We start from the raw sequence: 19,886 nt of genomic DNA on the forward strand, positions 1-19,886 counted from the left end.
TGAACGGCGACTGTCTCGTGGCGAGCCCCACCTGCGCGGCGACCCCGTCACCCCGCCCGGCTGCGCGTTCGTGGTCGGCGAACGCGACGGTCGCCCTGGCCTGGCAGGCTGCGGCTGCACCCTTGAGGCGTTCGCAGGCGGCGAGCAGGTCGACAAGTGCCTCGGGTGGGAGGTGGTCGACGTCCTCGGTGCCGAGGCGCGCCACCAGGGTGGCGGCGGCGTCGGCGAGGATGTCGATCATGTGTTCGATTCTACCTCGTACCGCCGACAAGATGCGGGTTGTGCACAGGGTCGTGCCCTGGCGTGCGGGGTCTCGAGGCTCCTCGCCCAGGGGCTCGTCGCGCCTCGACCAGCCCAGCTCCCGCTGTCGGTGGTCGAGGTGCGAGGAGCGCTAGCGACGAGCCTCGGGACCCGGCGAGGTGACCGGCGGGGCCCTTCGAGATGGTCGCTGCGCGATCTGCTCAGGGAGCAAGGCGGCGCGTGCGGCGAACGGGGTCTCGAGGCTCCTCGCCCAGGGGCTCGTCGCGCCTCGACCAGCCCCGCTCCCGCTGTCGTTGGTAGAGCCTCGAGACCCGGCGAGACGGCCGGCGCGGCCCTTCGAGAGGGTCGCTGCGCGACCTCCTGAGGGAGCAAGGCGGCGCATTCGTCGAACGGGGTCTCGAGGCTCCTCGCCCAGGGGCTCGTCGCACCTCGACCAGCCCCGCTCCCGCTGTCGGTGGTCGAGGTGCGAGGAGCGCCAGCGACGAGCCTCGAGACCCGGCAAGACGATTGGCGAGGCCCTTCGAGACGGTCGCTGCGCGACCTCCTCAGGGAGCGGGGCGGTCGCTGGCCGAGCTCCTCAGCGAGCCGCAGGGAGCATGGTCGGGCCGCACGGGGTACCCGTCGCACCATGCGCATCTTCTTCACGGGTGGGAGCGGCAAGGCCGGTCACCACGTCGCGCCGTACCTCGCGAGCCTCGGCCACCAGGTCACCAACGTCGACCTGACGCCGCTGGGGCACGACGAGGTGACCGACCTGCGGGTCGACCTGACCGACCCCGGGGAGGTCTACTCGGCGCTCGCGGGCGTGCCGACCGGCGCCGACCTCGACGACGCGTCGCTCGACCTGACGCGCGGGTCGGCGTACGACGCGGTGGTGCACTTCGCCGCGATCCCGGCGCCCTTCATCCGGAGCGACGTCACGACCTACACCACCAACATCACCGCGCACTACAACGTGCTGGAGGCGGCCACCCGCCTGGGCGTGCGCAAGATCGTGTTCGCCTCGTCGGAGACGACGTACGGCGTCTGCTTCGGCCAGGGCGAGCGCAAGCCGCTCTACGTGCCGGTCGACGAGGAGCACCCGGTCGTGCCGGAGGACTCCTACGCGATGTCGAAGGTGGCGGGCGAGGTGACGTCGCAGTCGTTCCAGCGCCGCACCGGCGCCGACGTCTACGGGCTGCGCATCAACAACGTGATCGAGCCGCACGAGTACGCCGAGATGTTCCCGCCGTTCCTGCAGGACCCGTCGCTGCGGCGTCGCAACCTCTTCGCCTACATCGACACCCGCGACCTCGGGCAGATGGTGCAGCGCTGCCTCGAGACCGACGGCCTGGGCTACGAGGTCTTCAACGTCGCCAACGCCGACATGTCGGTGGCGGCGACCACCGACGAGGTGGTCGACCGCTTCTACGCCGACGTCGAGAAGCGCCGCGACATGGGTCGCGACGAGACGTTCTTCTCGATCGACAAGGCCCGTCGGATGCTGGGCTACGAGCCGCAGCACTCCTGGCGCGACGTCCTCGACGACCCGGGCGCCTGACCCTGCTCAGCGCGCCCGACCCGCGCGGGGCGCGTTCCAGCCGCGCCGCATCGCGAGCAGCCGCCAGGTGAAGCAGAGCGCGACCGCGCTGACGGCGACCGCGGGGGTCCACAGGTCGAGGCGCTCGCCGACGGCGGCCACGAGAGCGGCGACCAGGGCCGGCGTGGCGTAGACGTCGCTGCGCAGCACCTGGGGCGGGCGGCCGCCGAGCAGGTCGCGGGCGATGCCGCCACCCACGCCGGTGACGAGGCCGAGGAGGGCGGCGGGCAGCGGCCCGAGGCCGTAGTCGAGCGCCTTGAGCGCGCCGGTCACGCAGAACAGCGAGAGCCCGGCCGCGTCGAGCAGCGAGATGACGTGCTCGCGTCGCTCCAGGGCGGCGTGGGCGTAGAAGGTCAGGAGGGTGGCGACCACCGGCACCACGAGGTAGCGCCAGTCCGACAGGGCCGCGGGCGGCACGGCCCCGATCAGCACGTCGCGCACCACGCCACCGCCCAGGCCGGTGACGCCGGCCAGCACGAGGGCGCCGAACACGTCGAGGTCGAGGCGTACGGCGACCAGCGCACCGGTCACCGCGAAGACGAAGATCCCGGCGAGGTCGAGCGCGACCAGCAGCTCCGGGGTTCCCACGCCACGAGGGTAGGGCGACGGGGTGGTGGCCCGCCTGACCAGACCGGTCGACGAGGATGGACTGTCCGCGGTGCCACCGGGTACGTGCGGGCGTCGGTGCGACCCAGGGAGGGCAGTGATGTCGGAGCCGCTGCACGAGCTCGCGCGTCGCGTGGAGGCCGCGCGCGACTGGCGCGTGGCTGCGCTGGCGGCGCTGCAGGGCTGTGGCTGCTCGCCCCTCTGCTCGGCCTGCCAGCAGCGGCTGGTCACCGGCAACGACGAGCTGCTCGCGGCCCTGGGCGCCCTCGACCGGGCGCTGGCGACGCGCGACTGCACCGTGGTGCCGGCGGCGCCGCTGCCGCAGCAGCGCATGGTCGAGCCCGAGCCCACCTGAGCGGGCCCGGGCTCGGCCGGGCAGGACGTCCCCGAGGGGGCGTCAGGCGTTCTTGATCGCGGAGATCTCGAACTCGAGGGTGATCTTCTCGCTGACCAGCACGCCGCCGGTCTCGAGGGGGGCGTTCCACTCGACGCCGAAGTCCTTGCGGTTGACGACGACGGAGCCCTCGAAGCCGACGCGCTCGTTGCCGAAGGGGTCGGTGGCCGCGCCCTCGAACTCGAAGGGGATGGTCACCGGCTTGGTGGTGCCCTTGATGGTCAGGTCGCCGGTCACCTCGAGGGTCTCGCCCTCGGGCTGCACCTCGGTGGAGCGGAAGGTGATGGTCGGGAACTCGTCCATGGCGAGGAAGTCGTTGCTCTTGAGGTGACCGTCGCGCTGCTCGTTGCGGGTGTCGATCGACGCGGCCTGGATGGTGACCTCGATCGAGGCGTTGGCGAGGTCGCCGCCCTCGACGGTGGCGGTGCCCTCGAACTCGTTGAACGCGCCGCGGACCTTGGTGACCATCGCGTGGCGGGCCACGAAGCCGAGGCGGGTGTGGGTGGGGTCGAGGGTGTAGGTGCCGGACAGGTTGCTGAGGCTCATGGGGTGCTCCGGGTGACGGGGTGGGGTTGGCTTGTAGGTTCAACCATTCCACGGCGTGAGTGAAAAGTCAACTACTTGACCAAGGTGCTGCGCCGACGGTGGGAGGATGCCGCCATGAACGCGCGCACCATGGGGTCCGGGACGCTCGACGTCTCCCACCGGGTCGGGGCGGCGCCGCGAGCCGCCACGCCCGTGGTGCTGGCGGGCACGCCCGTCCCGGTCGTCGGCACGGCACGGGTCTACGTCTGCGGGATCACGCCGTACGACGTCACCCACCTGGGCCACGCCGCCACCTTCGTCTGGGCCGACCTGGTGGCGAGCGTGCTCGGCTCCGGCGGGGCCGCGGTGCAGGTGTGCCGCAACGTCACCGACGTCGACGACGTGCTCCTCGACGTCGCCCGTGAGCGCGGCCGCCACTACGACGAGCTCGCGCTGCTGCAGGAGGCGGCCTTCGAGCGCAGCATGACTGCGCTGCGCGTCGCGACACCCCAGCACCGACCCCGGTCACGCCACCACGTCGACGCCGTGGTGCAGCTCGCCACCGCCCTGCTGGCGGCGGGGGCGGCGTACGAGCGCGACGGGACGGTGTGGGCCCGGGGTGCGGAGGCCGCCCGCGGCCGCGACCGCGAGGAGTCGCTGCGGCTCGCCGCGGCCTTCGGCGACGACCCCGAGGGTCCGGGCAAGGACGACCCCCTCGACGTGGCGGTCTGGCGGCCGTCGGGCGAGGGCGAGCCCGCGTGGCCGAGCCCGTGGGGCTGGGGTCGGCCGGGCTGGCACGCCGAGTGCGCCGCGATGGCCATGGCCGTCCACGGCGCGAGCGTCGACGTGCTGGTGGGCGGCGCCGACCTGGCGTTCCCGCACCACGCCCACCAGGCCGCGATGGTGCAGGCCGCCAGCGGTGTCACCCCCTTCGCCCGCGCCGTCGCCCACGTCGGCACGGTCTCGGTCGCAGGCGCCAAGATGGCGAAGTCGACCGGCAACCTCGTGCTCGTCGACGACCTGCTGCGCGACTGGTCGCCCGCCACGCTGCGCCTCGCCCTGCTCGACCGCCCCTGGGCCGCGCCGTGGTCGTACGACGACACGGTGCTGCCGGCGGCCCAGCAGCGGCTCGACGCGTTGTACGCCGCTGCCGGCCGCGCGGGCGCCGACGGGGCAGGCGGGGCCGACCAGGTGCTCGCCCGGCTGCGCGACGACCTCGACGTCACCGGTGCGCTCGACGTCGCGACCGCGGCGGGCGGCGAGGCCGCCCGTCGTGCCCTCGCCCTGCTCAAGCTGGTCTGAGGTGGTGGCTCGGCTCTCGGTGCTGCTGCCGCGCGACCTGCCGGCCGACCGGGTCCTCGACCTCGCCCGCGCGGCCGACGACCTCGGGTTCGACGCGCTGTGGGTGGTCGAGGACCTCGGGTTCCGCGGCGGGGTGGCGCAGGCGGCCGCCGTGCTCGGCGCGACGTCGCGGCTGCAGGTGGGCATCGGCATCCTCCCGGTGGGCGCACGCTCGTTGCCCTTCGCCGCCATGGAGGTCGCGACGCTCGCCCAGCTGCACCCGGGCCGACTGGTCCTCGGCGTGGGCCACGGCATGCCGGGCTGGATGCGCGCCGCCGGCGCGTGGCCCGCGAGCCCGCTCGGCGCCCTCGACGACTACCTGGTGGGCCTGCGCGCCCTGCTGCGGGGCGAGACGACCGCCGCCGGTCTGCGGCTCGAGCCCGGCTGCGTGCCCGAGGTCGTGCCGCCGCTCCTGGCCGGCGTGCGCGGGCCGCGCTCGCTGGCGCTCGCCGGCCGGCTCGCCGACGGCACCGTGCTCGCCGAGCCGGTCACGCCCGAGTACGTCGCCCGGGTGCGCGAGCAGCTGGGCGACGCCCCCGACCACCGGCTGGTCGCCTACCACCTGGCGTGCGTGCGCGACGACCTCGACGAGGCCGTGGCCGTCGTGAGGCCGGCGCTGGCCGTGGTCGGCGAGCCCGACTGGGCGCCGCACGTCGACCCGTTGCCCTGGGTCGACGACCTCCGCGAGCTGCGGCGCCGTACGGGGTCGGCGGACGCGTTCGCCGAGGCCCTGCCCACGGCCTGGTTGGAGCAGCTCGCCGTCGTGGGGCCGCCCGACCGCGCCCGCGAGCGGCTGCGTGCCGTGGCGGTGGCCGGGGTGCACGAGCACGTGCTGGTGCCGCTGGGTCTCGACCCGGTGGCCGAGGTCGAGGCGCTGGTCCGGCTGCGCTGAGCGCGTGGGCGTGACGTCGACCACGGTGCGTCGTTGTCCTCCTCAACGGCCCGCTGCGCCTCCGGGGGGAGCGCAGCGGGCCTGTCAGCCACCTGCCCGTGAGGAAGCGCCGTGCGCCGTACTGCCCCGATCGTCCTGCCCGCCGTCGTCACCGCCGCGCTCGCCGCGGCCCTCGTCGTCCCCTCGGCCCAGGCCGCGCCGAAGCCGGCCGCGTCGGTCGCGGCCGCGACGGCCCGCGTCGCCAGCACCACGACGAACGGCTGCCTGACGAGCGTCCCCGACCCGGGGACGAGCGCTCCGGTGCAGATCTGCTACTCGGTCTTCCGCCCGGCCGGGGCCACCACGAAGCGGCCCGTGCCGATGGTCGTGCACAGCCACGGGTGGGGTGGCAGCCGGATCTCCGAGCCCGGCCCCGTGCAGTACCTGCTCGACGCCGGCTTCGGGGTCGTCTCCTTCGACCAGCGGGGCTTCGGCGAGAGCGGCGGGCAGGCCCACATCGAGAACCCCGACGTCGAGGGCAAGGACGTCCAGCGCCTCGTCGACCTCGTCGCGCGCACCCCCTGGGTCGAGAAGGAGGCTCCGGGCGACCCCGTGCTCGGCGCGATCGGTGGCTCGTATGGCGGTGGCTACCAGTTCGTCGGCGCCCTCACCGAGCTGCGCGACCGCCGCGCGACCCGCTTCGACGCGCTCGTCCCCGAGATCACCTGGAACAGCCTCACCCAGAGCCTGTTCCCGGCGGGCGTGCCGCGCACGGAGTGGGCGGCCGCCCTCACCGCCGCCGCCGTGCCGTCGAACGCGCTGCCGCCGGTGGTGCTGCAGGGCTTCGCGCAGGCGGCGGTGACCAACGAGGTGCCGAGGAGCCTCTACGACTTCCTGGGCAGGAACGGGCCGAAGTGGCACGTCGAACAGGGCCGCCGCCTCGACATCCCCGTGATGTTCGGCCAGGGCGAGACCGACAACCTCTTCCCGCTGCGGGAGGGGTTCCTCAACTACGACACCGCCCTGACGCCGCGCGCCCGCAAGCAGAGCATCTTCGTCGGCTACAACGGCGGTCACACGCTGCCGTCGGTGCTCCCGCTCGGCACGTCCAACGTCACCTCCGACCCGTGCTCGCCGAAGCTCGGCAGCCCCGACTTCGCCGGCCTCGGCCTGCGCTTCCTGCAGCGCAACCTGCAGGGCAAGCGCACCGGCCTCACCGGGTTCGGTCGCTACCACCTCGCCACGCAGGCCGGTGACCGGTGCGTCTCGGTGTCGTCGGTGAAGCCCAACCGCGCGGTGCCGGCCGCCGACGTCAGCACCGTCACCGCCGCCGGGCTGCCGCTCGCGACCGAGATCGCCCGGGGGCCGCTCACCGTGGCCGGTGCGCCCACCCTCGACACCACGCTGACCTCGGTGGGCGTCGACAACCGGGTGTTCGTCTCGCTGTCGGTCGGCACCAGCCCGCTCGACGCCCGCATCGTGCAGAACAACATGCTGCCCCTGGTGCAGAAGGGGATCGCGGTCGACCGGCGCCGCACCGGGATCGAGCTCCCGGCCGTCGCCGTCGACGTCCCGGCGGGGCAGAAGCTGTTCCTCACCGTCTCGCCGGTCAGCGACATGGCCGCCGGGTTCGGCAGCCGCGTCATCGGTGCGATGACGCTGCGCGACACCACGGTGCGGCTTCCGATCGTGCGCTGAGCGGTCCCTCTCCCGTCCCGGGGCGCATCGATCCCGGGGGAGGGGGCACGTCCCCAGCAAGTTCAACAGGTTGTGGAAAAACCTGTTGAGATTTCTAGGGAAAGGGATCTCATGAGCACGACCGACAACGAGCGCAGCGGCATCCAGGACCGTCAGGTCACCGACTGGACGGACCTGGGCCGCGAGATGTGGAACTTCCTCACCGGGCGCAGCGCCGCCATCAACTACCGCTTCATCGACATGGCCGTCGAGGTGCCGCGCGACACGGGGGCCAACTCGCCCCGCGCCACGTGGAAGTTCGACGGCACCCTGCAGATCTCCACCTCCGACGCGGTCTACCCGCCGAAGGACTGAGCAGCCGTGACGCAGGTGGCCTACCGCCGTGCGCTCGAGACCACGGTCAAGGCCGACCTCCGGGTCGACATCGACGACGGCGACTCCCCGCTGCACCTCGAGCTCACGGGCGAGGGCTCCGAGCTGCACCTCAAGGTGAGCGACCCGAGCGCCTTCGCCGGCGGCCGCGACGCCCAGGGCATCCGCGACGTCGCCGACCTGCTGGCCCGTGCCGGCATCACGGTGCACGTCGAGGACGACCGCGGATCGCGGCTGCTCACCATCGGCGACGTGCGAGCGCCGTGGTGGCAGGTGATCTTCACCCGCACCCGGCACCTGCGCGTGCGGGCCGGTCGCGGCCTGCTGGCCGCGGCGCGCGGCCGTGCCGACCGCGACCAGCAGCTGCTGCCGAGCGGTGGGCTGGGCGTGCCCCCGACCCCGCTGCCGATCGCGCCGACCTTCATGCGTCGGCCGGTCAAGAAGGTGCGCTCCACCGACAGCCCCTGGGGCGGCGGCGGGCCGCGGCTGGTGCTGGTGCCGACCGACGGCGTCCACCGTCCCGAGCTGCCGACGTACTGGTTGCAGCAGGAGGTGACGACCATCGGGTCCGACCCCGACTGCGACATCGTGCTGACCGGGCTGGCGGCGCACCACGCCGAGGTGCGGCACGAGGGCGGCGACGAGTACGTGCTCGTGGGCATCGACCCTCGCACCCGCGTCTTCGGCGAGCGCGTCGGGCAGCGGTTGCTGAGGACGTCGTCGCGCATCGAGCTCGGCGACCACACCCTGGCCTTCGTGCGCGAGGAGTTCGCCGACCACGGTCGCCCCCACGGCGGTCGTGTGGGCGGCGAGCTGGGCCGGCAGCGCACCCAGCACGAGCAGCAGTGACGAGCTAGGCGGGCAGTCCCGCCTCGACCAGCCGTACGGCGCGCTCTACGTCGGCGCCGAGCGGCCGGTCGAGCTTGTCGTCGTCGAGCACGGCGGCCGCGGCGTCGAAGCACGCCCGCACCGGTGCGTCGGGGAGCCGCTCGGGGTCGGCACGCAGCGCGCGCACCGCCGTGACGAGCTCGCACGCGAGCACCACCGCGGCGGTGCCGACCATCGTCTCCGACCACCGGGCGGCCTGGGTCGAGAACGACGCGTGCTCCTCGAGGCCGAGCGAGACCACCGCGTGGCCGGTCGAGACGGGCGTGGTCATGGTGCGGGCCCGGGCGAGGGCGTCCTGGGCGACGTACTCGAGGATCATCACCCCCGAGCTGTCGGCCGGGCCGGCCGCGAGGAAGGCCGGCAGGCCGGTGAGGGCCGGGTCGGTCAGGGCCGAGAGCCGGGCTGCCGAGAGCGCGAGCACGGGGTACGTCGCCTGCCGCAGCGAGTCGAGTGCCGCGCTCAGCCGCGCGGTGACGAAGCCGCCGTGGTGCAGGGCGACGCCGTCGTCGACGACCATCGGGTTCTCGCTCGGGTCGTCGACCTCGACCGTGACGGCGCCGCGCGTGCGCAGCAGCGCGTCGACGAACGGCGCGTGCACCTGCGGCACCGTGCGGAGGCCGAAGGGGTCCTGGACCCGGGCGGGTCGTCGCGGGTGGCCGTCGTCGAGCAGGTCCATCAGCCGGGCCGCGACCCGGGCCTGCCCGGCGTCGGGCCGACCCGCGTGGACCCGCGGGTCGTAGGCCTGCAGCGACCCGCGCAGTGCGGCGGCGCTCAGCGCCGCGACCCGCTCGGAGGCGATGGAGAGGTGCAGCAGCCGGTCCATCGCCACGGCCGAGGTCGCGAGGGTCAGCGCGTTGCTGCTCATGAACGGCAGGGCGTCGCCGTCGTCGACGGCCGCGGGGACGACGCCGCCCCGGCGCCACGGCCGCTCGCCGACCAGCGTGAGGCCGAGCTCGGCGAGCGGCACCAGGTCACCGGTGCCGATCGAGCCGTAGCGGTGCAGGTCGGGCACCGCCCGCGACGCGACGGCCTCGGCCAGCGCGGTCGCCAGACCGGTGCTCACGCCCGACCGGCCCGAGGTGATCTGGTGCAGCCGGAAGGCCATGGCGACGAGCGCGGTGACGTCGTCGTAGGTCTCCCCGAAGCCGGCCGCGTGGCTGCGCCACAGCCGGAGCGAGGGCGAGCCGACGCCCGGGGAGAGGTCGGTCGGCACCGACCGCAGCGCCCCGACGCCCGTCGTGAGGCCGTAGACCGCGCCCGACCGACCGGCGGCACGCAGGCCCGCCTGCGCCGCCGTGATCCGCTCGACCTGCTGCTCGGAGAGGACCACCGGGGCCGGGCCGTCCTCCCGGGCCCAGGCGAGGACGTCGTCGATCGGGAGGTGGGTGCCGCTCACGGTGACCATCCTGGGTCCTCAGACCAGCAGCCGCAGCAGCGCCGTCGTGACGACGGCGACCACGAAGACCGTGAGCACCCCGGCCCGCAGCAGCAGCGCCACCACGGCGGCCGCCATGCCGCCGAGCGCGCGCCAGTCGGCGCCCCAGCGGCCGCCCGCGTCGACGAGCTCGACGACCACGAGCCCGGCGAGCATGGCCACGGGAAGCAGCGCGGCCACCCGCCGCACCACGGGGTGGTCGAGCACCGGCGCGGGCAGCGAGACGCCGGCGAGCTTGGTCAGGTAGCAGCCCACCGAGGCCACCACCACCGCCGCCCACGCCGCGGTCACGGGGCCGCCACCGGCCTGCGGAGCAGCCCGAACCCCAGCGCCGCGACCGCGGCGGCGACGACGGGGAGGCCGGCCGGCGCGACCGGCACCAGCGCGAGGGCCACCGCGGCCCCGGCCAGGGCGGTGGCGGGGCCGGAGCGCTGCCGCACCTGCGGCCAGAGCAGCGCGAGGAACACGGCGGGAGCGGCCACGTCGAGGCCGAGGGCGTCGAGCACCGCGGGGTCGACGGCGTCGCCCGCCACCGCCCCGGCGACCGTGCCCGCCTGCCAGAGGCAGAACAGCAGCACCCCGGTCGTCCAGAAGGCGTAGCGCCCCAGCCGCTCGGTGGGCTGGGCGACGGCCATCGCCGTGGTCTCGTCGATGACGAGCTGCGCGGTCACGAGTCGCCGCCGGCCCGTCGGGCGCAGCAGCCGGCTCACCGGTATGCCGTAGAAGGCGTTGCGGACGCCGAGCAGCAGCGCGGCCGCCACGGCGGTCGCCGCGGCACCACCCGCACCGAGCACGCCCACCAGGGCGAACTGCGAAGCGCCGGAGAACATCACCACGCTCAGCACCACGGTCTGCGTGAGGTCGAGCCCCGAGGCCACCGACACCGCGCCGAAGGTGGCGCCGAAGGCGGCGGCGTACAGCGCGAGGCCGACGGCGGCGCGCAGCACCGGTCCCCGCCCCCCGACGTCGCCGTCGTCGCCGTCGTCGCCCGGGTCGCCCGGGTCGCACGGTTGATCAGTCGCCACCCGCCCAGGGTCCCAGGCCCCGGTACCCTGCGGCGCGTGGGCATCGTCGACGCGGCCGACCGCGCGCAGCGCCGGGTGCCGGTCATCGGGCTGCCGCTCGCGGTGGTCTACAAGTTCTTCGACGACCAGGGCAACTACCTGGCCGCGATGATCACCTACTACGCGTTCGTCGCGATCGTGCCGCTGCTGCTGCTCGGCACCTCGGTGCTCGGCTTCCTGCTGCAGGGCAACCCGGACTTCGAGCAGCAGCTGCTCGACTCGGCGCTGGCGCAGTTCCCCGTGATCGGCGACGACCTCAACACCCCGTCGGGGCTGACCGGGTCGGTCTCGACCGTGGTCCTGAGCACGGTCGTCGCGCTCTACGGCTCGATCGGGCTCGGGTCGGCGCTGCAGAACGCCGTCAACGTCGCCTGGTCGGTGCCGCGCAACAGCCGGCCCAACCCGGTGCTGCTGCGCCTGAAGAGCCTGCTCGTGCTGGTGGCGGCGGGCGCCGCTCTGATCGGCGTCACCACCGTCTCGATCCTCGCCCAGGTCTCGACCCTGCTCGACCGCTTCTCCTGGGTCGGTCCGTGGCTGGTGACGATCGCCTCCACGGTCGCGATCGCCCTGGGCATGACGCTGGTCTTCCGGCTCGCCGCGGCGCGGCAGGAGCGATGGGTCAAGGCGATGCCCGGGGCGTTCCTCGTGGCGATCGGGTGGCAGCTGCTCCAGGTCGCCTCGACGGCGTACGTCAACCGGGTGGCGAGCAGTGCCTCGTCGGTCAACCAGACCTTCGGCGTCGTGCTGGGCCTCGTCGGCGTCATCTTCATCGCCGCCGTCATCGCGGTCCTCGGCATCGAGCTGAACGTGGTGGTGGCGCGCCGGTTGTGGCCGCGCGCGCTGCTGACCCCCTTCACCGACTCCGTCGACCTCACCGAGGCCGACCGTCGGGCCTACACCGGCTACGCCCGGGCCCAGCGCCACAAGGGCTTCGAGCAGGTCCGCGTCGACTTCGGCACCCCGCCGCACCGCGAGCCCGACGACGCCGGGGTGCCGCCAGGGGCCGAGAAGCCCCCTGAGCAGGGCTGATCCGGCCGGTCGTTGGCCCAGTCGCCGGGGACCGGCGTACCGTGGAGACCATGTCCTCGTGGGATTCACCGGCTCTGGCAGGCGTGCCTGTCGACGTCCGGGTGCTCGCCGAGGAGGTCGCCTCCGACCTGCACCTGCTGACGAGCACCGTGGTCGAGGTGGCGCGCCTGCACCTCGAGGCGCTCGACACGTCCATGGCGCTCGGCGTGCCCGAGCTGCTGGCCGACCAGATGCGCTGGCAGTCGGTGCGGCTCGAGAGCGCCGGCGCCGCCTTCGGTGCCGAGGACGTCGACCGGGCGGTGCGCCACGCGCTCGCCCCGCACCTCGACGCCGAGCAGCTGCGCCTGGTCGAGGAGTTCCAGAACACCGCCGCGGTGCTGGGTGCCAGCGGCTCGCACGCCGACTCGCTCGTCGAGCTGCCCGAAGGTCCGGCGCGCGACTACCTCACCGCCGCCCTCGCCGGTCGTCGTGACGCCGCGGTCAAGGTCGTCCACGACCTCATGACCGCCGACGTCGACGCCGCCGACATCATGATGACGGTGCTCCAGCCGGCGCAGATCGAGCTGGGCCGGCTGTGGGAGGCGGGCGACATCTCGATCGCCCACGAGCACTACACCACCGCGGTCACGCAGCTCGCGCTCTCGCTGCTCTACCCCCGCATGCTGCTCGGGCGCACCCTGCTCGGCCACAGCATCGTCGCGCTCAGCGTCGGCTCGGAGGCCCACGAGGTGGGCATCCGGATGATCGCCGACCTGATGGAGCAGGCGGGCTGGCGCACCGCCTACCTCGGCGCCGACGTGCCCCACCGCGACGTCGTCGAGCACGTCGCGCAGCACCGCGCCGACGTGCTCGCCATCTCCGCGACCATGGCCGGCCACCTGCGCTCGGTGCGCGACCTCGTGCGCGCCGTGCGCTCAGACCCGCGCTGCGGCGACGTCAAGATCCTGGTCGGCGGCCGGCCCTTCACGATCAACCCGCGGCTCGCCGACCTCGTCGGGGCCGACGGGTGGGCGCCCGGCGCGCTCGAGGCCATGGAGCAGTGCCGCGCGTGGACCGAGGAGCGCAGCCGTGCGAGGTGAGGGCGAGCCCGGTCACGAGCTGCTGCTGCGCGAGCTGGGCCGCATCAACAGCGAGCTCGCCCAGCAGCGCCGTGCCGGAGCCACCACGCTGCACGCCCTGACCGCCCCCACCGAGGTCGTCGTGCTGCTGGCCGAGTCCCTCGTCGAGCACCCGACGCTCGACGAGGTCGCCCGGGCCCGGGTGCAGCAGCTGCTGCGCAGCGCCCGCCAGCTCGAGGCGCACGTCGCCGAGCTGAGCCGCGGCTTCGCCCTCGACGCCGCCGACCGGCTCGACGTGCACCGGGTCGACCTGGTCGCCCTCGTCGACGGCCTGGTCGAGCGCACCCGCGTGCTGGCCGAGGCCAAGTCGATGCGGCTGCTGCTGCTCACGGAGCAGGCGGGCCAGGTCGGTCGTGGTGGCTGCTGGGTCGACGGCGACCCCGTCAAGCTCGAGCGGGCGCTCTCGCAGGTCATCGGCAACGCCATCAAGTTCAGCTCGTCCGGCACCACGGTGTCGGTCGCGGTCGACCGCGGCGTCGACGACGCCAAGGTCTCGGTCACCGACGAGGGTCCCGGCATCAGCGCCGAGGGCCAGCAGCGCGTCTTCGAGGTCTTCCACCGCGAGCCCGCCGCCGACGGACTGCCCGGTGACGGCGTCGGCCTGCACCTCGCGCGCCAGGTGGTCGAGGGCCACGGCGGCCGGATGAGCGTGCGCTCGACCCCCGGCAAGGGCTCGACCTTCCTCGTCGAGCTGCCGCTGTCCGTCGACGAGGTCTACGCCGACCACGGGTGACCGGGTCGGCCCGGCCACCGGGCCTGCTCTAGGCTGGCCGACGTCCGACAGGGGAGCGCCGATCGAGGCGCTGAGAGTGCGGTGCGCCGCAGACCCTCGAACCTGCTCCGGTTAGCACCGGCGAAGGAAGTCGAAGGAGACGACCTCGTGAAGCTGCGTCCCACCCCTCTGCTCGCCCTGGTCCTGCTCGTGCCGCTCGCCGCGTGCGGCGGCGGAGACGACGCGGCGGCCGACGCCGACACCGTCACCGTCGTCACCCACGACAGCTGGGCGATGGACGACGACGTCATCGCCGACTTCGAGCGCGAGTCCGGGCTCACCCTCGAGGTGCAGCCGCAGGGCGACGCCGGCGCGCTGACCAACCAGCTGGTGCTGACCAAGGACAACCCGGTCGCCGACGGCTTCTACGGGATCGACAACACCTTCGGCTCCCGCGCGGTCGACGAGGGCGTCGTGGCGCCGTACGACGGCGAGGTGCCGGCGGCCGCAGCGGCGTACGACCTGCCGGGCGCGGAGGGCCGGCTGGTGCCCGTCGACTACAGCGACGTGTGCGTCAACGTCGACTCGACGTGGTTCGAGCGCGAGGGCGTCGAGCCGCCGAGCACGCTCGACGACCTCGTCGACCCGACCTACCGCGACCTGATGGTGGTGCCGGGCGCCTCCACGTCGAGCCCCGGGCTGGCCTTCCTGCTCGCCACGGTCGCCGCCGAGGGCGACGACTGGCCGGCGTACTGGGAGCGCCTGGTCGCCAACGGCGTGAAGGTGGTGCCGGGGTGGTCCGACGCCTACGAGGTCGACTTCACCGCCGGCGGCGGGTCGGGTGACCGGCCGATCGTGGTCTCCTACTCCTCGTCCCCGCCCTTCACGGTCCCGGAGGGCGGCGGCGAGCCGACGACCGCGGCGCTGCTCGACACCTGCTTCCGCCAGGTCGAGTACGCCGGCGTGGTCGAGGGCGGCGACAACCCGGAGGGCATGCGGCGCTTCGTGGAGTTCATGCTGCAGCGCGAGTTCCAGCAGGCGCTGCCGACCCAGATGTACGTCTACCCCGTCACCGACGTGCCGCTGCCGGAGGACTGGGCGGCGTACGCCGAGCCGGCCGGCGAGCCGTTCGAGGTCGACCCGGCCGAGATCGCGGCGAACCGTGACGACTGGGTGCGCGAGTGGCGCGACCTGGTGAGCCGCTGACCCGTCGCGGGGCGGCGACCGCGCTGGTCGCCGCCGTGCCCCTGGCCGCCCTCGCGGTCTTCTTCGCCTACCCCGTCGCCGGGATCGTGCTGCGCGGGCTGCGCCCTGACGCGGCCTGGGAGCTCGGCGCCGTCGGCGAGGTGCTGCTGCGCGAGCGCACCCAGCGGGTGCTGTGGTTCACGCTGTGGTCGGCCGCGGCCGGCACGGCGCTGGCCGTGGTGCTCGGCGTGCCCGTGGCGTGGGCGCTGCACCGGCTGCGCTTCCCGGGCCGCGACCTGCTGCGGGCCCTGGTCGTGGTGCCGTTCGTGCTGCCCACCGTGGTGGTCGGCGTCGCGTTCCGCCAGCTGCTGGCGTCGTCGGGACCGCTCGGCGGGCTCGGGCTCGACGGCACCGCCGCCGCGATCGTGCTCGCGCTCGCGTTCTTCAACGTCAGCGTCGTGGTGCGCACCGTGGGGGCCTTCTGGGAGTCGCACGACCCGCGCCGCGAGGAGGCCGCGGCCGCGCTCGGGGCGAGCCCGTGGCAGGTCTGGTGGACCGTGACGGTGCCGGCCGTGCGGCCCGCGGTGGTCTCGGCCGCGAGCGTCGTCTTCCTCTTCTGCGCCGCCGCCTTCGGGGTCGTGCTCACCATGGGCGGCCTGCGCTACGCCAACGTCGAGACCGAGATCTACCTGCTCACCACCCAGGAGCTCGACCTCGCCGGCGCCGCCGCGCTGTCGGTGCTGCAGGTGCTCGTGGTGGTGGCGCTGCTCCTGCTCGCCGCGCGCGCCCGCCGGGGTGCGCCGCCGGTGTCGCGCAGCACGCGACCGCTGCCCCGGCCCGGCCGCCGACACCTGCCGGTGCTGGGCTGGACGGCGCTCGTGGTCGCCCTGCTCATGGCGCCGCTGGCCTCGCTCGTCGCGTCCTCGCTGCGCCGGGGCGACGCGTGGACGCTCGACAGCTACGTCGCGCTCACCGGCACAGGGGAGGGCAACGCGCTGCTCGTCCCGGTCACGCAGGCCCTGCTGACCTCGCTGGTCGTCGCGCTGCAGGCGGCGGTGCTGGCGCTCGCCCTCGGCGCGGCGGTGGCGTACGTCGTCTCGCGTCCCGGCAGCGGTCGGGGGGCGGGGGTCCTCGACGGCCTGTTCATGCTGCCGCTGGGTGTCTCGGCGGTGACCGTCGGCTTCGGCTTCCTCGTCACCCTCGACCGGCCCCCGCTCGACCTGCGCGGCGAGGGGTTGCTGGTGCCCGTCGCCCAGGCGATGGTCGCGCTCCCGCTGGTGGTGCGCACGCTGGCGCCGGTGCTGCGCTCGGTCGACGACCGGCAGCGCCAGGCGGCCGCCTCGCTGGGGGCGGGCCCGCTGCGGGTGCTGCGCACGGTCGACCTGGCCGTCGCCTGGCGTGCGCTGCTGGCGGCGGCGGGCTTCGCCTTCGCGGTGTCGCTGGGGGAGTTCGGGGCGACGAGCTTCCTGGCCCGCCCGGCCGACCCGACGCTGCCGGTGGTGATCTACCGCCTGATCGGCTCGCCCGGAGCCGAGAACTTCGGCATGGCCATGGCCGCCTCCGTCGTGCTGGCCGCCGCCACCACGGCCGTCATGCTCGGGGTGCAGCGGCTGCGGGTCGGCTCGACGGGAGCGTTCTGATGGGTCTCGAGGTCAGCGGTGCCCGGGTCGACTACGGCCGCACGACCGCGGTCGACGACGTGACGCTGGCGGTGCCGACGGGCTCGGTCACGGCCGTGCTCGGCCCGTCGGGCTGCGGCAAGTCGAGCCTGCTGCGCGTGGTCGCCGGGCTGGAGCGGCCCACGGCCGGCACGGTGCGCTTCGACGGCGCCGACGTCACCCGGGTGCCGACCCACCGCCGCGGCTTCGCGCTGCTGTTCCAGGACGGCCAGCTCTTCGAGCACCTCAGCGTCGCCGGCAACGTCGGCTACGCGCTGCGGCTGCGCCGCCTCGCCCGGGCCCGGCGCGAGGCCCGGGTCGAGGAGCTGCTCGCCCTGGTCGGGCTCGAGGGGTACGCCGCCCGCCTGCCCGGCACGCTCTCGGGCGGCGAGCGGCAGCGGGTCGCCCTGGCGCGCTCGCTGGCCGTCGAGCCGCGGCTGCTGCTGCTCGACGAGCCGCTGTCGGCGCTCGACCGCGACCTGCGCGAGCGGCTGGCCGCAGACCTCCACGACGTGCTGCGCGCCACCGGCACCACGGCCCTGCTCGTGACCCACGACCAGGAGGAGGCCTTCGCCGTCGCCGACCGGATGGCGGTCATGCGCCGGGGCCGACTGGTGCAGCACGGCAGCCTGGCCGAGGTCTGGCGCCACCCGGTCGACGCCTGGGCGGCCCGGTTCCTGGGCTACGCCGAGACCCTCGACGGCGAGCCCGCCGCGCGGCTGCGGGCCCTCGCGGCTCCGGACGAGCGGTGGCGTGCGGTGGCGCTGCGCCGCTCCGCGCTGCGCGTCGACGCCGGGGGACCGCTGCGCGGGCGGGTCGCGGAGGCCCGGCTCGACCCCGAGCACGTGCGCCTGGTGGTCGACGTCGAGGGGGTGGGGCGGCTGCCGGCCGTCGCCGCGCCCACCTCGACGGTCGCCGTCGGCGAGCCGGTGCGCCTGTGCCTCGACACCACCCGCCTCGCCACCTGGTGACTCCTCAGCGGTGGAGGCCGAAGGGGTCCCACCACTGGAGCAGCGAGTAGAGCACCACGAACGCGGCGAACGCGGCGACGTACAACAGCTTCGGGCGCACGGGGCCAGTCTCCCCTGCCGGCCCCGTTGGCGCCGACGCCTAGACTGCGCGGGTGCGCCGTGCCTACACCCTGATGATCGCCAACACGGTCATCATGTTCGGCCTGGCGCTCGGCTTCAGCCTCTACCTCGGCACCCCCCTGCGCGACCCCGACGGCTTCCTCGGCCCGGCGTGGCTGCGCGCGATCCTGCTGGTGCTCGCGGCCTTCGTCGCCGACATCGTGCCGCGCTCGCTGTGGCGTGCCCGTGGCCGGATATCGCAAGTCGTGCCGGAGGCACGGCTGATCATCCGCGAGCACTGGACCCGCGAGCGGATCCAGCTCGTGGTGGTCGGCCTGGTCTGCTTCTTCGTCACCTACGTCAGCTACCGCAACCTGAAGAACTACCTGCCGCTGCTGCACGACCGCGAGACCCGCATCCGCGGCGACTACGAGCTGCACAAGCTCGACCAGTGGCTGTTCCTCGGCAACGACGTGGCCACGACGCTGCACGGTGCCCTCGGCACCGAGGTGACCGCCCACGTGCTGTCGTGGATCTACCTGATCTTCCTGCCCATCGTGCCGGTCTCGGTGACGATCTGGGTGGTGTGGTCGCGCAACGTCAGCTTCGGCTACTGGTTCGTGACCAGCCAGTGCCTGGTGTGGACCCTCGGCACCGCCAGCTACTACATGATCCCCACGCTGGGCCCCAACTTCGCCTTCCCGTGGCTCTACAACGACCTCACCACCACCGAGGTCTCCGGGTTGCTCGAGGGCCTCTACTGGGGGCGCTACAACACCCTCACGGGCGCCTCCGACGGCGTGCAGTCGATCGCCGGTTTCGCCTCGCTGCACGTCGGCGTCACGCTGCTCGTCGCGCTCGTCGCGCAGTACACCGTGCGCCACCGCGTCATCAAGGTCGTCTGCTGGACCTTCATGGGCTGCACCGTCCTGGCCACCACCTACTTCGGCTGGCACTACCTCGCCGACGACATCTACGGCGCGATCATCGCCTTCGTCGCGTTCTACGTCGGCGGCATCGCGACCGGCCAGAAGTTCGACGAGCACGGGCGCCACACCCACCCGACGACGACCACGGCCAAGGTCCCCGTCAACGCAGCCTGACCTTTCCACGAGGCTCCTGTGACGGCCGTGTCAAGGCGACACGCGAGTTACAGCAGTGTTCTTCTGTGAAAGGTGTTCCCTATGTGACTCGTGGGACCTAATGTCGGGCGCGGCCCGTGCCGTGGGGAAGCGGCACGGGCCTCCCGACGAAAGGTGCCCTCGTGCGACGCGCGGCTCGGTACGTCACCGCCCCCGCCCTGGTGCTGCTCCTCGCGGCCCCGGCCGCGCCCGCCGCGGCCCGGCCCGACGACGACGGCGGTCGCGCCCCCAGCGCGGGCGAGGTGCAGCGCGCCGAGGAGCAGGTCGCCCTCACGCGGGGTGACGTCGCCTCGATCGAGGCGGCCCTCGCCGACGCCTCGGCCCGGCAGGGCGCGGCCGACCTCGCTGCGGCCCAGGCCGCCGAGGCCTACAACGGTGCGCTGTGGCGGCTCGAGCAGGCCGAGGCCCGCGTACGACGCTCCGCCGCTCGCGCCGAGGCCGCCGCGGCGGACGTCGAGCAGCAGCGCTCCGGGATCGTCAGCCTCGTCACCGAGAGCTACCAGAACGGCACCGACCTGAGTGCCGCCACCGCCCTGCTGACCGACGACGGCTTCACCGGCGTGATGAACCGGCAGGCGGTCGTCGAGAGCGCCGGCGAGTCGATGGACGCCGCGTTCCAGGACTTCGAGACCGCCCGTGCCGCCGCAGACGCGGCCGCCGCCGACGCGCAGCAGGCCGAGACCGAGCAGCAGCAGCTGGCCGACGACGCCGAGTCGCAGGCCGCCGCAGCCGCGTCGGCGGCGCAGGCCGCCGCCGACGCGACGACCCAGGTAGCCGCGGAGCGCACCCGGCTGATCGCCGACCTCGCCCGCGCCCAGCAGATCTCCGTCGGCCTCGCGACCGAGCGCCAGGAGGCGCTCGAGGCCGCGGCCCGTCGGCGCGCCGCGGCGCGGGAGGCGGCGGCGCAGCAGGCGGCGGAGGACGACCGGGCCGACGAC

21 protein-coding genes and 1 riboswitch are annotated in these 19,886 nt (G+C 74.2%); of the genes, 15 read left to right on the plus strand and 6 right to left on the minus strand.

Annotated elements, in window-relative coordinates:
* Nucleotides 1-241, minus strand: a 241-nt coding sequence (locus ACYU8I_RS18165) for a hypothetical protein (RefSeq protein WP_460843595.1), incomplete at its 3' end; no start/stop codon positions are given.
* Nucleotides 242-889: 648 nt separating this feature from the next.
* On the opposite strand from ACYU8I_RS18165, the gene ACYU8I_RS18170 reads away from it, so the two are divergent.
* The gene (locus ACYU8I_RS18170) at nucleotides 890-1,801 is read left to right on the plus strand and encodes an NAD-dependent epimerase/dehydratase family protein (RefSeq protein ID WP_460843597.1); all 912 of its coding nucleotides are present in this window, start codon (nucleotides 890-892) and stop codon (nucleotides 1,799-1,801) included.
* A 6-nt stretch (nucleotides 1,802-1,807) separates the two neighbouring features.
* On the opposite strand, the gene ACYU8I_RS18175 is transcribed toward ACYU8I_RS18170, so the two are convergent.
* On the minus strand, nucleotides 1,808-2,428 hold the full coding sequence (locus ACYU8I_RS18175) for a trimeric intracellular cation channel family protein (protein WP_460843599.1): 621 nt from the start codon (nucleotides 2,426-2,428) through the stop codon (nucleotides 1,808-1,810).
* A 118-nt stretch (nucleotides 2,429-2,546) separates the two neighbouring features.
* On the opposite strand from ACYU8I_RS18175, the gene ACYU8I_RS18180 reads away from it, so the two are divergent.
* Nucleotides 2,547-2,801: a hypothetical protein gene (locus ACYU8I_RS18180; protein ID WP_460843601.1), complete on the plus strand. Its 255-nt coding sequence runs from the start codon at nucleotides 2,547-2,549 to the stop codon at nucleotides 2,799-2,801.
* 42 nt (nucleotides 2,802-2,843) lie between these two features.
* On the opposite strand, the gene ACYU8I_RS18185 is transcribed toward ACYU8I_RS18180, so the two are convergent.
* Nucleotides 2,844-3,386, minus strand: a complete 543-nt coding sequence (locus tag ACYU8I_RS18185) for a YceI family protein (RefSeq protein WP_460843603.1) — start codon at nucleotides 3,384-3,386, stop codon at nucleotides 2,844-2,846.
* A gap of 114 nt (nucleotides 3,387-3,500) precedes the next feature.
* Here ACYU8I_RS18185 and ACYU8I_RS18190 point away from each other — a divergent pair, with 114 nt between their 5' ends.
* The 5 genes from ACYU8I_RS18190 to ACYU8I_RS18210 all read left to right on the plus strand — a co-directional run bounded on the left by ACYU8I_RS18190 (nucleotide 3,501) and on the right by ACYU8I_RS18210 (nucleotide 8,496).
* Nucleotides 3,501-4,667: a cysteine--tRNA ligase gene (locus ACYU8I_RS18190; protein ID WP_460843605.1), complete on the plus strand. Its 1,167-nt coding sequence runs from the start codon at nucleotides 3,501-3,503 to the stop codon at nucleotides 4,665-4,667.
* Between the two features lie 4 nt (nucleotides 4,668-4,671).
* Nucleotides 4,672-5,598, plus strand: a complete 927-nt coding sequence (locus ACYU8I_RS18195) for an LLM class flavin-dependent oxidoreductase (RefSeq protein ID WP_460843607.1) — start codon at nucleotides 4,672-4,674, stop codon at nucleotides 5,596-5,598.
* Nucleotides 5,599-5,709: 111 nt separating this feature from the next.
* Nucleotides 5,710-7,275, plus strand: coding sequence for an alpha/beta fold hydrolase (locus tag ACYU8I_RS18200; RefSeq protein ID WP_460843609.1), 1,566 nt, complete (start codon nucleotides 5,710-5,712; stop codon nucleotides 7,273-7,275).
* A gap of 111 nt (nucleotides 7,276-7,386) precedes the next feature.
* Nucleotides 7,387-7,629, plus strand: a complete 243-nt coding sequence (locus tag ACYU8I_RS18205; protein ID WP_460843612.1) for a hypothetical protein — start codon at nucleotides 7,387-7,389, stop codon at nucleotides 7,627-7,629.
* 6 nt (nucleotides 7,630-7,635) lie between these two features.
* Nucleotides 7,636-8,496 (plus strand): FHA domain-containing protein, encoded by an 861-nt coding sequence (locus ACYU8I_RS18210; protein WP_460843614.1) that lies wholly within the window; start codon nucleotides 7,636-7,638, stop codon nucleotides 8,494-8,496.
* A gap of 4 nt (nucleotides 8,497-8,500) precedes the next feature.
* Here ACYU8I_RS18210 and ACYU8I_RS18215 read toward each other — a convergent pair whose 3' ends face one another.
* Genes ACYU8I_RS18215 through ACYU8I_RS18225 form a run of 3 tightly spaced genes read right to left on the minus strand, consistent with a single transcriptional unit; the run spans nucleotide 8,501 to nucleotide 10,995 of the window.
* Nucleotides 8,501-9,931, minus strand: coding sequence for an aromatic amino acid lyase (locus ACYU8I_RS18215; RefSeq protein ID WP_460843617.1), 1,431 nt, complete (start codon nucleotides 9,929-9,931; stop codon nucleotides 8,501-8,503).
* A gap of 18 nt (nucleotides 9,932-9,949) precedes the next feature.
* The gene (locus tag ACYU8I_RS18220) at nucleotides 9,950-10,261 is read right to left on the minus strand and encodes an AzlD domain-containing protein (RefSeq protein ID WP_460843619.1); all 312 of its coding nucleotides are present in this window, start codon (nucleotides 10,259-10,261) and stop codon (nucleotides 9,950-9,952) included.
* Nucleotides 10,258-10,995 (minus strand): AzlC family ABC transporter permease, encoded by a 738-nt coding sequence (locus ACYU8I_RS18225; protein ID WP_460843621.1) that lies wholly within the window; start codon nucleotides 10,993-10,995, stop codon nucleotides 10,258-10,260. Before ACYU8I_RS18225 ends, ACYU8I_RS18220 begins: the two co-directional genes overlap by 4 nt.
* Before the next feature lie 36 nt (nucleotides 10,996-11,031).
* Between ACYU8I_RS18225 and ACYU8I_RS18230 the strand changes: the two genes are divergently transcribed.
* The 8 genes from ACYU8I_RS18230 to ACYU8I_RS18265 all read left to right on the plus strand — a co-directional run.
* Nucleotides 11,032-12,063, plus strand: coding sequence for a YihY/virulence factor BrkB family protein (locus ACYU8I_RS18230; protein WP_460843623.1), 1,032 nt, complete (start codon nucleotides 11,032-11,034; stop codon nucleotides 12,061-12,063).
* Between the two features lie 83 nt (nucleotides 12,064-12,146).
* Nucleotides 12,147-13,142: a cobalamin B12-binding domain-containing protein gene (locus ACYU8I_RS18235; RefSeq protein WP_460843625.1), complete on the plus strand. Its 996-nt coding sequence runs from the start codon at nucleotides 12,147-12,149 to the stop codon at nucleotides 13,140-13,142.
* A complete protein-coding gene (locus tag ACYU8I_RS18240) occupies nucleotides 13,132-13,914 on the plus strand; it encodes a sensor histidine kinase (protein ID WP_460843627.1) in 783 nt (260 codons plus the stop codon). Before ACYU8I_RS18235 ends, ACYU8I_RS18240 begins: the two co-directional genes overlap by 11 nt.
* Nucleotides 13,915-13,953: 39 nt before the next feature.
* Nucleotides 13,954-14,060, plus strand: a riboswitch (TPP riboswitch).
* Nucleotide 14,061: 1 nt separating this feature from the next.
* On the plus strand, nucleotides 14,062-15,099 hold the full coding sequence (locus tag ACYU8I_RS18245; protein ID WP_460843629.1) for a thiamine ABC transporter substrate-binding protein: 1,038 nt from the start codon (nucleotides 14,062-14,064) through the stop codon (nucleotides 15,097-15,099).
* On the plus strand, nucleotides 15,075-16,718 hold the full coding sequence (locus tag ACYU8I_RS18250) for an ABC transporter permease (RefSeq protein WP_460843631.1): 1,644 nt from the start codon (nucleotides 15,075-15,077) through the stop codon (nucleotides 16,716-16,718). The genes ACYU8I_RS18245 and ACYU8I_RS18250 overlap by 25 nt, the downstream gene beginning before the upstream one ends.
* Nucleotides 16,718-17,707 carry an ABC transporter ATP-binding protein gene (locus tag ACYU8I_RS18255; RefSeq protein ID WP_460843632.1) on the plus strand — a complete coding sequence of 330 codons (990 nt, stop codon included), beginning with the start codon at nucleotides 16,718-16,720 and terminating at the stop codon, nucleotides 17,705-17,707. Before ACYU8I_RS18250 ends, ACYU8I_RS18255 begins: the two co-directional genes overlap by 1 nt.
* A gap of 152 nt (nucleotides 17,708-17,859) precedes the next feature.
* Nucleotides 17,860-18,909, plus strand: coding sequence for a phosphatase PAP2 family protein (locus ACYU8I_RS18260; protein WP_460843634.1), 1,050 nt, complete (start codon nucleotides 17,860-17,862; stop codon nucleotides 18,907-18,909).
* A 161-nt stretch (nucleotides 18,910-19,070) separates the two neighbouring features.
* Nucleotides 19,071-19,886, plus strand: an 816-nt coding sequence (locus ACYU8I_RS18265; RefSeq protein ID WP_460843636.1) for a hypothetical protein, incomplete at its 3' end; no start/stop codon positions are given.

Source organism: Nocardioides marmoraquaticus, from assembly GCF_054777915.1.

What these genes read in the sequence shown, in the direction of transcription:
- ACYU8I_RS18170 (WP_460843597.1), top strand. Translation starts at nt 890, where the DNA reads ATGCGCATCTTCTTCACGGGTGGGAGCGGCAAGGCCGGTCACCACGTC.
- ACYU8I_RS18180 (WP_460843601.1), top strand. Translation starts at nt 2,547, where the DNA reads ATGTCGGAGCCGCTGCACGAGCTCGCGCGTCGCGTGGAGGCCGCGCGC.
- ACYU8I_RS18185 (WP_460843603.1), bottom strand. Translation starts at nt 3,386, where the DNA reads ATGAGCCTCAGCAACCTGTCCGGCACCTACACCCTCGACCCCACCCAC.
- ACYU8I_RS18190 (WP_460843605.1), top strand. Translation starts at nt 3,501, where the DNA reads ATGAACGCGCGCACCATGGGGTCCGGGACGCTCGACGTCTCCCACCGG.
- ACYU8I_RS18205 (WP_460843612.1), top strand. Translation starts at nt 7,387, where the DNA reads ATGAGCACGACCGACAACGAGCGCAGCGGCATCCAGGACCGTCAGGTC.
- ACYU8I_RS18255 (WP_460843632.1), top strand. Translation starts at nt 16,718, where the DNA reads ATGGGTCTCGAGGTCAGCGGTGCCCGGGTCGACTACGGCCGCACGACC.